This window comes from Bacillus sp. A1 (genome assembly GCF_042296235.1).
Lineage (GTDB): Bacteria > Bacillota > Bacilli > Bacillales > Bacillaceae > Bacillus > Bacillus velezensis.
Genome location: NZ_CP141181.1, coordinates 3097313 through 3110569 on the forward strand (window position 1 = coordinate 3097313; position 13257 = coordinate 3110569).

Annotated in this window: 9 protein-coding genes; 1 reads left to right on the plus strand and 8 read right to left on the minus strand. The window is 47.3% G+C overall.

Annotated elements, in window-relative coordinates:
• Positions 1-93: 93 nt before the first annotated feature.
• The 8 genes from U2H13_RS15275 to U2H13_RS15310 form a co-directional block, all read right to left on the minus strand.
• Positions 94-624, minus strand: a complete 531-nt coding sequence (locus tag U2H13_RS15275) for an HD domain-containing protein (protein ID WP_007613450.1) — start codon at positions 622-624, stop codon at positions 94-96.
• A gap of 164 nt (positions 625-788) precedes the next feature.
• Positions 789-1520, minus strand: coding sequence for a (S)-benzoin forming benzil reductase (locus U2H13_RS15280; RefSeq protein WP_007408685.1), 732 nt, complete (start codon positions 1518-1520; stop codon positions 789-791).
• Positions 1521-1580: 60 nt separating this feature from the next.
• The gene (essA, locus tag U2H13_RS15285) at positions 1581-2054 is read right to left on the minus strand and encodes a type VII secretion protein EssA (protein ID WP_014418771.1); all 474 of its coding nucleotides are present in this window, start codon (positions 2052-2054) and stop codon (positions 1581-1583) included.
• A 7-nt stretch (positions 2055-2061) separates the two neighbouring features.
• On the minus strand, positions 2062-5187 hold the full coding sequence (gene esaA / locus U2H13_RS15290; RefSeq protein ID WP_179156119.1) for a type VII secretion protein EsaA: 3126 nt from the start codon (positions 5185-5187) through the stop codon (positions 2062-2064).
• On the minus strand, positions 5184-9659 hold the full coding sequence (gene essC / locus U2H13_RS15295; protein WP_014418773.1) for a type VII secretion protein EssC: 4476 nt from the start codon (positions 9657-9659) through the stop codon (positions 5184-5186). Before essC ends, esaA begins: the two co-directional genes overlap by 4 nt.
• 54 nt (positions 9660-9713) lie before the next feature.
• Positions 9714-11000 carry a type VII secretion protein EssB gene (gene essB / locus U2H13_RS15300; protein ID WP_014418774.1) on the minus strand — a complete coding sequence of 429 codons (1287 nt, stop codon included), beginning with the start codon at positions 10998-11000 and terminating at the stop codon, positions 9714-9716.
• Positions 11001-11014: 14 nt separating this feature from the next.
• Positions 11015-11254 (minus strand): EsaB/YukD family protein, encoded by a 240-nt coding sequence (locus tag U2H13_RS15305; RefSeq protein WP_003152015.1) that lies wholly within the window; start codon positions 11252-11254, stop codon positions 11015-11017.
• 75 nt (positions 11255-11329) lie between these two features.
• Positions 11330-11623 carry a WXG100 family type VII secretion target gene (locus U2H13_RS15310; protein ID WP_003152013.1) on the minus strand — a complete coding sequence of 98 codons (294 nt, stop codon included), beginning with the start codon at positions 11621-11623 and terminating at the stop codon, positions 11330-11332.
• 315 nt (positions 11624-11938) lie between these two features.
• Between U2H13_RS15310 and U2H13_RS15315 the strand changes: the two genes are divergently transcribed.
• Entirely contained in the window at positions 11939-13168 is a 1230-nt protein-coding gene (locus tag U2H13_RS15315; protein ID WP_167409225.1) for a CdaR family transcriptional regulator, read from the plus strand.
• Positions 13169-13257: the final 89 nt, after the last annotated feature.

The window sequence follows — 13257 nt, forward strand, 5'->3', positions numbered from 1 at the left end:
GGACAAAGGCTTTGACACAGTACGTCTATCGGAGCGGAAAAGGTGTTAGTGAGCATGCGGAGTTATGTAAGCGGAAAAGGCCGCATGAGTGGCCTAGACTGAGCTTCTTATGGGATATTGGGCTTGGTCAATTAACTGATCAAGCTTTTGGATTTGTTTGAGCGCGGCCGTGTGATCCATTTGGCGGTAATGGTGATGTCCGCCGGGTTCTTCATCGAGTTCATCCGCTTGTTTCACGATTTGCTGGAGCGTATTCTTGTCCAGTTCGCCTTCAGGCAGATAGGAATCGGTGTGAAGCAGAATCGCCAGCGCAATGTCCTTCGCCGCTTTCGGTTCTTCACCGAGCCGGATGAGCAGCTTATGCGCCCGTTCCGCGCCTTTAATGGCATGGATATCGTTTCTTCTGTACTTTTCATAATCCCATTTGCCGTCTGTGTACCATTCATAATGGCCGACGTCATGCAGTAAAGCCGCTTTCGCCGCCAGATCCGGGCTGACACCTGCTTTTACGGCAAGACGGTATGCATGAAACGCGCAGGCGATCGCATGGGCGACACCGGAACGCTGTAAATACTTTTGTGCGATTGGATGGGTGAAGACATCCATTAACGTTACATTTCTCATGGAAACCCCTCCTTATTTATATTTTTAGAATCCTAACATAAATCGAGAAGAAACTCAATTCATCTGATACATTTCTTATACCCCTTATACGTTGTTTCATTCATCATATGCCGCCGGACTCCGAAGTGATTGTACAAACAAAAAAGAGCAGCGTGAACGCTGCTCTACAAAAATTCTTTGATATCGTATATCCGTCCGTTTTCCGGCTCGCCCGCGATCAGTGAGTGAATGACGCCGGCGATGTATTCAGGACTTCTGAGGTTTTTCGTTTCTTTCAGATTGCGGAACCGTTCGATGTCATGAAAATCTTCTTTTGACGAAGAACGGATGACAGCCTGCATGTCTGTATCCATCACTCCCGGCGAGAATGAGATCATGCGGACCGGCAGCTCTTCATCCTCCTGTTCAAACCCGAATGTTCTCGTAAACATATCAAGCCCCGCTTTTGAGCTGCAATACGCGCTCCAGCCTTTATAAGGATTTTTCGCCGCGCCCGATGTGATGTTGACAATTGTTTTGCTGCCGCTGAACGCTTCGAAACGCTTTGTGAACATTTGGCTGAGCAAAACGGGCGCCGTCAGATTAAGGGTGTAATGGCGGTTCAATTCTTCGGCGGAAGCCTCTTTCGCCCGCTTGATCGGTTCCACCATTCCGGCATTGTTGATCAGTGTGACGGCGGAGTATCCCTTCTCCTCTGCTTGATCAAGAATCGCCTTCATCTGCCGCCCGGTATCTGCCAGATCGGTTAAATCAACACTGTATTCTGTCAGTCCCTCGCGCTTTTCCCCGCTTATCGTTCTTGAAAGCGCGGCGACTTCGGCTCCTTCTTGAAGCGCCTGTTCCGTAAGCGCCCGGCCCAAGCCTTTTGACGCGCCTGTTATAAGAAAAAACTGCATGAAACTCCTCCTTTTTTTCTTATTTTACGGGCTGTCTTCCCGCAAACACAAGCGATCCGTTTACCGCTTTGCCTTTTCCTGCGCCGTGACTTTCGGGATCAGATAGATCATCGCCGCAATCCCGAGGAGGATCAAGACGGCATAAATGACAGGCAGCAGATAAGAAGTCTTTTTCTCTTCCGTTTCCATATCTGCCGAGGTACGCCTCACCGCCGGCTCGGCAAATGTGATACCCAGTTTTTTCGATTGCGCTTTGATCGTATTCGGCTCCGTGTCTGACGATGTAAACAAATTTGATATCAGTTTGTCATCCGGGTTTTCGGCCGGCTGATCAAACGTGATATCCTTCTGTTCTTTCGGAAGCGCCGTTTTTTCCTCGGAGTAGGCATCGTCGTGCAGGTAATCCGTACGAATTTCAATGTCTTTCTTTTCATATTCATTCGGCTTGACATCAGTATTTTCCTCATTCGCGGCTGCGGCTTGGGGAAGGAAAAGGAAAAAGGAGAGAGCAAACAGCAGCAATCCTTTTTCCATGAACGTGTTACGCCTCATAAGACTGATCACTTTCCTCCGTTTTTTCCGCAAACAGCCGAATGACGAGCGGAAGCGCCGCCGCAATCAGCGCAATGATCGCAAGAACCGTTACCCCCATCGCAAACAGATGGCCCGTTCCGTATTGAATATCGATATAGACTTTCGAAACCGGACTGTCAAAGGTGAAGTTCGGCATAATCAGGTCGATCAAAGGCGCCACATAAAAGAGAATGAGCGCTGATGATGCGATCCATCCGGTAATCGAGCTGAAGACAAAGGCTGCCCGGATAAAAGCTGAACTCGCCGCAAGCAAGAGAATCGTAAAGACTGACCATTTAATCGTCTGATCGTCCGGAAGCGAGTAGATATTCAGACCGAACAGACTGATCATCAATCCGACCATAATGTTTAAAATCCCAAAGAGCGCGCCTTTGACAAGAAGCGGCGCCTGCTGATAATACGAGCTGAAATAGCCGATCAGAAGACTGCTGATCAGGACGATCACCAAAATGACGACCGGCGGAACATTCTGAACCCGGTCTTCCGGCACCTCTCCGCTGATTTTAAGCGGGTTGGCGAGATAATCATAAACGTAGCCGTTTTCCTGTCCGTCAACGAGCGCGTTCCCTAAAATGCCGTACACGTCATTTCTGATCAATTTCGTGGAATCGACGTTTTTGCCCCAGTTGCTGTTCAGGGTGTCCGCTTTTTGCTGGACGTCATTTACGCTTTGCTGCATATTGTCGGTATAGCTGATGATGCCGGACTGGCGTTCTGACAGATGGCCCATCGTGTCAGACATTTGCAGGACTTCGCGGCCAACGGTATCCTGAGCGCCGAGCGCCATCGTTCCGGTTAATCCGTCTCCGCTGAACGCGGCCGCTTCCTGCACAGCGCCTTCAGCCAGCTGATCGGATGCTTTCGCCGCGCTGTCTGAAATGCTGGCGAGCTCATCGAGCACTCCGGCTTGTTCATCTCTGATATACGAGCTGTAGTTATCCGAGAATTCGGTCATGCCTTTAATGAAATTGCTGATGTCTTCATCTGTCTGCATCTTGTTGTTTTTCAGGTTTTCCCAGCTTGCCGTTTCCACCGGTTTGATGGCGAGAACGGTTTGAACTTCGCCTTGCTGGGCTTTCAGCACCCTGTTTTTCACATCAGGCAGCGAACCCGCGTCAAGAGAGTGATAAAGTGTCGCCTCATACAGGGATAAATCATTATAGTAACTCATTAAATCGGATATTTCTTTTGTATTGATGACAGCGGTAAATATCTGTTCAAGAGCAGATTTGCGGCCGCCATCCAATGACGGGTAGTTCAAAATGTTCTGTTCTGTTCTTACAATCATTCTGTAAATGGTATTGAAGTCTTGTTTTCTCTTTTCTACTGTTTTTTCAAGATCTTCCTGTAATTTCTCCGCCCGTTTTTCAACTTTGGCAATCTGCTTTTTAAGGCCTTGGATTTCTTCATCAAGAGCATCGAGACGTTTTTTCAGTTCTTCATTATGAGTCTGCTGTTTCTCTTCCAGCTCTTTTTCAATTTGCTGAATCCGCTCTGCGGCTTGGTTCAGCCTTTCTTTCGCCTCAGATATGTCTGTGCCGCCGTCCCCTTCAGAATCGTTCGGATCGTCTGCCGGCTCATCAGCAGGCGGAATGACGTTTTTAGCGGCAGTGGCGGTTTGGACGGTTTTTGGCTCCTGATCGCTTGTGTTATCGGAAGCAGGCTGCTCTTCTTTTGTACCGTCTTCCGTTTTTCCGTCTTCTCCGGGATTCGTTCCGTTATTCGGATCGGTATCGCCGGAGTTTTCACCGTCATCGCCTTGGCCCGGTTTTTCAGGGGCCGGATTTTCTTTTTCCGGTTCTTTTAATCCGTCAGAAATGTGATTAATTTCAGCGGAGATGCGCTTTAATTCGTCACGCTGATCGTCAAGGTCAATTTTCAAATCGCCGGGTTTTTCTTCTTCCGGTTTTTCTTCTTCTTTCGGTTCATCCGAGCCGTCATCACCCGGGTCCTTTTCCGGAACGGTTAATGCCTGCCGATCCCTTTTCATAAGGGTTTGGATGCTGTTCAGTGTTTCAAATCTTGCTTGAGCTTTATATTGAGTCAAATAATTGTTCAGTAAATTGGATTGAATATCTGCCATCCCGTGTTCCTGCTCAGGAACCTGCGCTTCTCTCACCTGTTGGGCGGCAAGAAGAGCCGATCCCGTCTGGTCAAGCTGTGTCTGCGCCTGGTTTATGCCTGAAGACAGCCCGCTCATCATCGTGCTGAACTGGTTGGCGGCCTGCTGTGCTTTAATGGCATTCAGTCCGGTTGTGATTTGCTTTTGATTTTGTTCCTGCGCGGCCATCAGCAGTTTTTTCTGATTTTCTTGATATTGTTTATAGCGCTCGACCGTATCGGCAAAGTCTTTGAGCGTGGTTTTGGCTTCATCTGCCGAGGTCAATTTTTCTTTTGCCGCGCCCTGCGCTTCATTCATTGATTTTTTCAGTTCGTCAATCAGATCTTTTTGCCGTTTGATTTCACCTGCCAAGTCATTGGAGCTCGGCTTGTAAAAGTTGTACATAACGTTTTGAAATTCTGATTCTTTATTGACGATCTTGTCAAAATCGCCTCGGACATTGTTCACTTTTTGTGAGACGAAATTCCAATATAATGCCGACATTTTTTTATTCATTGATTTTTGGGCGTCTTCTAGCTCACGCTGCACTTTTTCTTTGTTGACGGCGTTCAGGTTGCTTTGAATATTGAATGTCAGCGTGGCTTTTTGCGGACGCTCCTTGTCATAGCTTAAGATATCTTTTGAAAAATCGGATGGAATATAAACGACGGCGTCATACTTCTTAGCCGCCAGGCCGTTTTCAGCCGCGCTCCTGTTGACAACCGTCCATGAATAATCCGGACGGCCGCCGAGAGCGGCCGCTACTTCTTTGCCGAAATGGACGGATTCCTCTTCCTCATTTTCATCTGTTTGTAAGCCCATGTCTTCATTCACGACTGCGATTTGGCGGGTGGCGTTGATTTTTTGTTTTCCCGGGTCATCGCCGATAAACCGGAAAAACAGCACCGGCAGCAGCAGAATGATGACGACCGCGGCTATTAATTTGATCAGGCTTTTTCGTTGTTCAGTCATCTGACGGCCTCCCTTTCCGCTGAACATAAAGGTATTTGGATTTTTTGCTCCTTCCCGTTTTCAACCAAATAGCCGAAGCCCGGCTGAATGTCCGGTTCCTGCCTTTGGTAAGGCAGCGGAATGACATTTTGTTCGGATTTTTTCACAAGCAGCATCGCGTGGCGGATCTGTTTCATTTCCGTCGTTAAGGAATCATAGCCTTTTGAGAATTCGCTGTGATTGCCCGCCGGAATAAAACTGAAGCCCACATGCGCGTAAGATTTCATAAACATCGCCAGTTTGTCCTGAATGGCGGTGTCGATCGTCTGCTGGAATCTTGTAATGCCGTCGGCCATTAACACGACCGGAGAGAAACTGAGTTTGTGCACATCGCCATTTTTGACGGCCTGCGCATACTGAGCTTCGCGCTCCGTGAAAATGGCTTCTGCCGTTTCGATCCACTGCCGGACGTCTTCTTTTGTGTCCAGATAGCTGACCTTTGTTTCCTGCGCATACTGCGACAGTCCGCGGTCAATCGAGTCAAACAGCCCGACCCGTTCCGTACCTTCACGCAGCAGGTGATTCAGCATCACTTTCAGGATGTTTGTTTTTCCACGCTGTGTCTGGCCCAAAATAAGACAATGTTTATTTTTGCCCAGATCAAAGTACACAGGGCTGACCTTTTCCTCATGAAGCCCGACAGGAATGCGGAACGGTTCTTGATGCGGGCCGAGACGGAGTGAAAATTCGCCGGCCGTCAGCCTATCCGGAAGCATCGGAATCGGGTCTGGGCCGGCTGTTCCGGCGTGGCGCTCAGCTAAAGCTTTGACATCATCTTTCAGCGCCTGGAACATCTCAAGGTCATTTTCCGCTTCAGCCGGAAGAAACATTTGCGCGAAATACAGTTCTTCTTTTTGGATCATGACGCGGCCCGGGATCGGTTCGAGACTGAACGGCGGACGCCCGTAAATGGAGTATCCTTCTGACTGATCCATTAAATAATGGACGACTTTCGTTTTTATGTTGTTTAACAGCGACTGGCGGACGGCGTTTACCCTCGTTGCGGTCAGCAGGAAGTAAATGCCTAAGCTTTGCCCGTCGCGTGAAATCTGGATAAATTCTGTTTCTAATTCATGCATTTCATCTTTTACGATGTCGAAATTGTCAATTGTGATAAATATAAATGGCAGCTCTTCTTCACTGAGCGAATTGTACATTTTGATATGGCTGACTTCTTTTTCTCTGAACAGCCGTTTCCGCCGCTCGATTTCTTCCTTGATGCGGATCATGAATTTTTCGATCTTTCTCATTTGATCCATTAAGAAATAGTCTGCGGTGTGCGGAAGCTTTGCCAATGGCAGAAGCGTGCCGTTTCCGAAATCAAAGATGTACATATGAAGCTCTTCTGGCGTGTATCCTTCCGCGAAGTTCATCAGGAAGGTGATGGCAGCCACTGACTTGCCGTAGCCGGATGAGCCGAAAATGCCGATATTGCCGTCATCCATCATCGTATAAGCGAGAGGCGCCTGTCTTTGCTGATCAGGCTCATCCACGCAGGCGATGAAGAAGCGGTCTTTTTCCTGCGCAGGGTAAAGCGTGCGCGGGATACGTTCGGCAAGCGGCGGAAGCCACGGGCTCGGCAGCTTTTCAATGCCCATTTCATTTTGAATCCGCTCGATTTCTTCGACTACGGCTTCTATTTCTGCCGGGGCGTCTTTTTTCGCCGCATCATCCGCATCCACCTCAGACAGCGGAATTAAGCCGGTATCGGTAACGATGGCAATGTCATCCTCGGTGCCGTATACATCTTCCATGTAAGGGGCGCCGCTCCAGGCAGACTGGAACTGCTCATACACTTCGTTATTTCCGACTTGCAAGTAGCCGCGTCCGGTGACCGTAATATTTGCCGCATCACTGTTTTTCAGGATTTCTTTACTGTCACTTGCATCCTGCACTTTCAGCGCGACCTTAAAGCGTGAGTTGCTCCATATTTGGTCGTCAATGATGCCGCCCGGCTTTTGCGTGGCGAGAATTAAATGCACACCAAGGCTCCGTCCGATGCGGGCCGCGCTGACAAGCTCCCTGATAAAGTCAGGCTCTTCGCTTTTCAGCTCGGCGAATTCATCTGAAATCAAAAACAGGTGCGGCATCGGAATATCCGTTTCTCCCTGTTTATACAGCTTTGTATAGTCATTGATGTGATTGACGCGATATTGATCAAACAGCCGCTGCCGTTTTTTCAGCTCGCTCTTAATGGATGCAAGCGCCCTGATACTGAAGTTTCTGCTTCCTTCAATATTCGTGATGGTCCCGAGAAGGTGCGGCATCTTGCGAAACGGCTGGGCCATTCCTCCGCCCTTATAGTCAATCAGCAAAAACGCCGCTTCATGCGGGTGGAAGTGAACGGCCAATGACAGGATGTACGTTTGCAGAAATTCACTTTTCCCGGAGCCGGTCGTTCCCGCCAGCAATCCGTGCGGCCCGTGCGCTTTTTCATGCAGGTTTAAATAGACGATGTCGTCTTTTCCTTTATAGCCGATCGGAACAGCCAGCGATTTTGCAGACTCACTTGTCTCCCACTTCTGCCTGATGCCGATTTCTTTTACTTCCTTCGCATGAAACAGCTCCAGAAATGAGACCGTTTCAGGAATGGAATTCGTCATTCCGACCTGATGGTGCAATGTCCGAAGCGTCCGGGAAAACCGCTCGTTGTTTGTCCGTTCGTGCCTGTCCAGCTTAAACGGGATCTGTACCGCTTTTTTCTGCTGAATGAGAATGTCTCCCTCATCTTCATTAATGTAGCGGACGAGGGTGTGAATGTTTTCCGCCAGGCTTTCCTTCGTTTCCGCAGCGATGATTGCCGAGATGCCGAGATGCTCATGCCGGCCTTCGATATATTCTAAAATGACGTGCTCTGCGATCAGCTGCTGATTTGTGATGACAAAGACAAAATGCGGCTGGAAGATCTTCTTTTCTTTATCTTCTTCCAAATCCCGCTCCCGCAGCAGCTCGTAAATGGACGATAACAATTGATCGCGGGTCTGTTCATTGTAAATAAATCCTTTCGCATACATATGAGGCAGCTGAAATTGCGGCAGCCACTTCATCCATTCCCATTCCTTATATTCGTCCTCATGAAAGATAAAGACAAATCGCAGGTCATGGTAGCTGTTGAAGAACGCGAGCTGGCCGATCAGCTGGTGAATTTCATTTTTGACGATCTGGGGTTTCCCGACAAGCCCCATCGGCCCTTCTTGTAAATCAACGGTCACGGGCGCATGGCGGATATCTTTATACACACGCTGCATGTGCTGCGACTGCTCCATCAAGTCATCCACATCACGGTTCGCCAGGTCTCCGCCGCTCATTGAAATCTCGTAGCTTGCCGGGACCGTGCCCGTTCCAAGCCGAAGCATCAGAAAATCCCTGCTTTCCAGCGATTTCTCCCAAATGCGGCCGCTGATTTCAGAAGTTAAATATTTCATTTTTTCAAACGGGGGAAAATGATGCGTCAGCACTTGCAGCTGTTTTTCCGACAGCGTCTGAAGCTCTTCCCGTTTGCTTTCCAAATACTGCTTGTACACACGCTCCCGTTTTTCCTCCCGTTTTTTCCGCTGGTTTTTTTCACGGAAATACTGCACGGTGGACGTAATGAGAGTCATCATAAACATCGCCAAAGAGACAAGGATGAATATGCCCCTCGGCTGTATAATGGCGACAACCCCCATTACAATCAGCATGACCAAAGGAGGCAGAATGACGAGCCACAGCCCCCGGTTATTCTGTTCGCTTTCCTGCGAGGGAAAGCTGAATGAAACGCGGTCTTCTGGAAGATCGTAGACCATGCGCGGCGTTCTTCGATATTGCGGGTATTTCTTTTTCATTTCGGTGCTTGGTTTTACCGTTTTGGTTAAACCGGTTTGAAGCTTTTCGTGATGAACGACTTCTAAAAGGTCGTCCTCCGTCAGCCTCACACGCAGAAAATTCCACAGCAGCTCATCTCCCGTGCGGAGCCTTTCGGGAGCTTCTGCAAGCTTTCCGTTCACATAAACGTCCTGGCCATCAGGGACGACAGACCAGCATCCTGCCGACTTTCGCAGATAAAAAGCCCCTGTTTGAGCGGAGGACGGCTCTTTGTATATATCCGCTTCCTCTGTTTCTGATGAGAAAACGATCTCATCCTTCCCGCCGATAAAATAGACGGAGGATTCTTCCCGGTCAGGGGTGAGCAGAAGCCGCATCGTCTCTTCTTCAATCCGGCAGGGCATTTCATTTCCTATTGTCAATTCGCCGGCACAGTTATTTCCCAGGAAAACATCATAACGATCTGTTTCTTTTCGATAAAGGGTTGCGGCGTTTTGCCGTAACGGAAGTGTGCCGAACGTGATTGTATCTTTCATATCCGGACCGATCGTAATCGGCTGAGACGGCGGGAGTTCAGACAGCTGAATCTTTTGTACGTGCTCTCGGTAAAAGACCCATAACAGACTCATATGGCGAACCTCCTGACAGCCTGATCGTTACCTGCGGCCATTTGATGTGTGCTGTTATTTTTTTTCATCTTTTTTCTCATCTTTCTTGTCGTTCTCTTTGTTATCTTTCGCTTTGTCTTGTTTGCTTTCATCCTGTCCGGCGGAAGCTTCGGCGGTGTCACCGTTTTCCTTCGCTTCTTTATGCTGTTCCTCCGCCTCTTTTTTCGCCTTCGCAAGCTCGCTTTCCACGGCGTCCAGTTCTTTCTGCTTTTCGTCGTCTTTCATACTGTCATCCGCTAATAATTGCTGTTTATATTTTGTAAGTCCGAGCCAGATGTACGGGTTGTACTCAAGATTGCGGCCGATTTTGATGGCTTCTTCATTTTCCCCTCTGCCGATATCAATCCAATAAAGGAAATGCTTCGGGTCTGATTGCAGCGTGACCAGATTCCCGATGTTTTTCCTCTGCTCTTCCCTCAGATTTTCAACTGCCACATAAGAGGAAGCAAGCTCATACTGCACAGATTCCGGGAGGCTTTCCGCATCGTATTTAGCGAGTGTGTCAATGACTTTACTGTACTGCTGATTTAAAAAATAGCGGTTGCTTTCTGTAATTGCCTCTTGCTTCGGCTGGGCGAAAAACAGAACGTATAAGGAGTAAAGAAGTGTCGGCACAAGGAGGACGGCAAGCGCCAGACCGGCGTATCTTTGGATTTTCCATTTCTTTTTCGGCAGTTTTATGTATGTCTTGTCCCTTTCTTCGAGGGAATCAATTGCGGTTTGAATGGTTTCTTCCAGTTCTTCAATCGTCTCCGCCTCTAGCACGCTTTTCACCTCAGGAGAGAAGTGAAGCGTCTCCTTGTACTTCAAATATTCATCGAAGGTGTACGCCCCGTCAGCTGCAAGCGCCGCACAGGCTTTGAGCTCTTTTAACACCCTTTCTCTATCTTCCTCATAAGGCGGAAGGCTCTCCTTTACGCCGTAATGAAGAAAGTAAGGCGTCAGCGCTTTATCAAACACGATATTTTCAGGGGCGGCAATCAGATTGAGACGTTTCAGCTTATGCTGTTTCACGGCTTGGACGAGACGGTAGGCAAATTGCCACCTGCTTTTTTTATCTTTTCCTTTTATATAGCGGAAAGCCTGATAAGAAGAAGGAGGTTTGATTGTGATGGTTACTTCGTCTTCTGAAACTGAGACCTCTTTTTGAAAAAAAGGATCAGCATCTTTAATCACGTTTGCTTCCAGCCCGTCAAGAAGCTTGATTTTTTCCCGCTGGAAGGTGAACGTGAAGCCTGATTCGGTTTCTTCCCGGACGGCGTCTAATTCTGTTTCTAAATAAGATCTGTTATGACCTGTCATTCCACCATGTCCTTTCATAAAATTTCAAGGCGGTCTCCGTTCGTAATGCCGCAGTCAGATAGTTTTTGTTCTCCGGAAAAAACCGTTTCTTTATTGACCACTCTGATCCAATAGCCTTCACGCGGCGGAACGGATACATGCTGAGCCTGCCGGGCAATATCAATGACTTTTTTCACAGAATGGTAATCTGACAATCTGAGATCGAAGACGCTGCCGTTATAATGTGTTAAATCTATTGTAATATCGATATACATATTCATATCACCCTTACATAGAAAGAGCGCCGTCTTCTTGATTGAATCAGGCGCTCCGTTTCTTCATTCATCTTATTATCCGCGAATTTGGTTAGCGATATCTTGGTCAGTAGACTCAAGCGTATTTGCCGTTTGATCGAGCTGATGATTCACATCTTGCAGCAATTCAGACATTTTAATAAATGAAGGTTTCAGCTGCTCATATTGATCCGCAAATGCTTCACTTGAAGCACCTTCCCACATGCCTTTCAAATCAGAAATCATGCGGTTCAGGCGGTCAACCTGATTCATGACTTCCTGACTTTCAACGCCATATTGCTTAGCCATCGCTCTTAGCTCTTCGGGTGTGACACGAATTAATCCAGACATATTCCTTATACCCTCCTGTGTCATCAGCCTAAATATGGGCTAATTCACTTATTTTTTGAACGTCATTATTATAAAAACAACCATTCGGCACAGTCAAACAAATCTGTTTTAATTTTACAAAATGAGTCTTATGATATATTCGATTTTTCGGCACATTTACACATTTTGTAAATATAATAGTATGATTTTCTTATTGTTTTCGATTTCATCGAATGATCTTATTGTCCTAGTCCATTTCCCTGCAAAGATGCCTTTCAGTCTGAAAAGCAAGATGGTAAGATCAAGATATGAAGCTATGAAAAAGTAGGGATACAGATGACCAATCCAAAGGATCCATTTAAGTACAGTTTCGACAGGCTTGAAGATGTTGCCGACCATATCAGTGAAGTTCTTCAATGCCCCATTACAATAGAAGACGTTAATCATAAACTGCTTGCATACAGCACGCACAGCGATTGTACAGATCCGGCCCGGACGTCGACGATTATCGGGCGGAGGGTGCCGGAAAAAGTCATCAACAAACTGTGGAAAGACGGAACCATTCCGGCCCTTTTAAAAACGGACCAGCCGATCAAAGTGAAAGAAATTGACGAGGTGGGCCTGAGCAACCGCGTGGCGATTTCCATCTGGAAAAACAGTCAGGTTCTCGGATTTATTTGGGCGCTTGAGATCAAAAAAAAGCTCAATGACGAGGATCTGAAGACACTTCAGCTGGCAGCCAAAGCGGTGCGGAACAAACTTTTGCACCTGCAGATCCGCAAAACGAAAATCGAAGAGCGGGGCCAGGAGTTTTTTTGGAAAATGCTGACCGGCCATATTTATCAGGAAGCCGAGATGGCCGAAGGGTTTCATAAGCTCGGAATGGCGCTGCCGTCCGTGTTCAGCGTCATGATCATCCGTTTACATGATGAGCTGACTGAAAAGACGGAACAGCAGCTGCAATATTTGCAGGAAACGACACAGCAGATTCATGTCATGCTGGCGACTGTTGATTCAAATGAATTAATCTTATTAGCCGCGCCGAAAACCGATCAGCCTTTTAAAGATTTAAAGCACTTCGCCCTTCATATTCAAAAACAGCTGAAGGAACGATATAAAATTGAGGATGCGTCGATTGCGGTCGGCGGTATTTACGAATCGATTTCTTATGTTTACCGCTCCTATCAGGAAGCGCTTTCCGTATTAAAAGCGAAAGAGCGGTTTGTGAGAGAAACCAAACACCTTTTCAGCTTTTCGGAACTCGGCATTTATCAGTACCTGGATGTGTTGGATGAAAAACGCAAGCACAGCGGCTATATGAACTATTCCCTCTCAAAGCTTGAGCAGTATGACAGGGAGCACCAAGCCGATATGGTAAAAACGCTCGAACATTTTATTGATGCCGACAGCAACGTCAACACCGCCGCTAAAGCGCTTAACATCCATGTCAATACATTGAATTACAGGCTGAAAAGAATCAGCCAGATCGCAGAAATCGACTTAAAAAATGCAAATGAAAAGTTTACGATTTACCTTGATATCAAACTTCGCAGCATGGGTTCGTGAAATTTCACAAATCCGTGTTTTTTTATTTTCTGTTTCAAACAAAGAATTTTCGCAAAAATCGCGCTACACTTGAAGCATCACACAAACAT

Excerpts from the sequence above, each read along its gene's own strand:
- U2H13_RS15275 (WP_007613450.1), bottom strand. The coding sequence starts at position 624 with ATGAGAAATGTAACGTTAATGGATGTCTTCACCCATCCAATCGCACAA.
- U2H13_RS15280 (WP_007408685.1), bottom strand. The coding sequence starts at position 1,520 with ATGCAGTTTTTTCTTATAACAGGCGCGTCAAAAGGCTTGGGCCGGGCG.
- essA (WP_014418771.1), bottom strand. The coding sequence starts at position 2,054 with ATGGAAAAAGGATTGCTGCTGTTTGCTCTCTCCTTTTTCCTTTTCCTT.
- esaA (WP_179156119.1), bottom strand. The coding sequence starts at position 5,187 with ATGACTGAACAACGAAAAAGCCTGATCAAATTAATAGCCGCGGTCGTC.
- essC (WP_014418773.1), bottom strand. The coding sequence starts at position 9,659 with ATGAGTCTGTTATGGGTCTTTTACCGAGAGCACGTACAAAAGATTCAG.
- essB (WP_014418774.1), bottom strand. The coding sequence starts at position 11,000 with ATGACAGGTCATAACAGATCTTATTTAGAAACAGAATTAGACGCCGTC.
- U2H13_RS15305 (WP_003152015.1), bottom strand. The coding sequence starts at position 11,254 with ATGTATATCGATATTACAATAGATTTAACACATTATAACGGCAGCGTC.
- U2H13_RS15310 (WP_003152013.1), bottom strand. The coding sequence starts at position 11,623 with ATGTCTGGATTAATTCGTGTCACACCCGAAGAGCTAAGAGCGATGGCT.
- U2H13_RS15315 (WP_167409225.1), top strand. The coding sequence starts at position 11,939 with ATGACCAATCCAAAGGATCCATTTAAGTACAGTTTCGACAGGCTTGAA.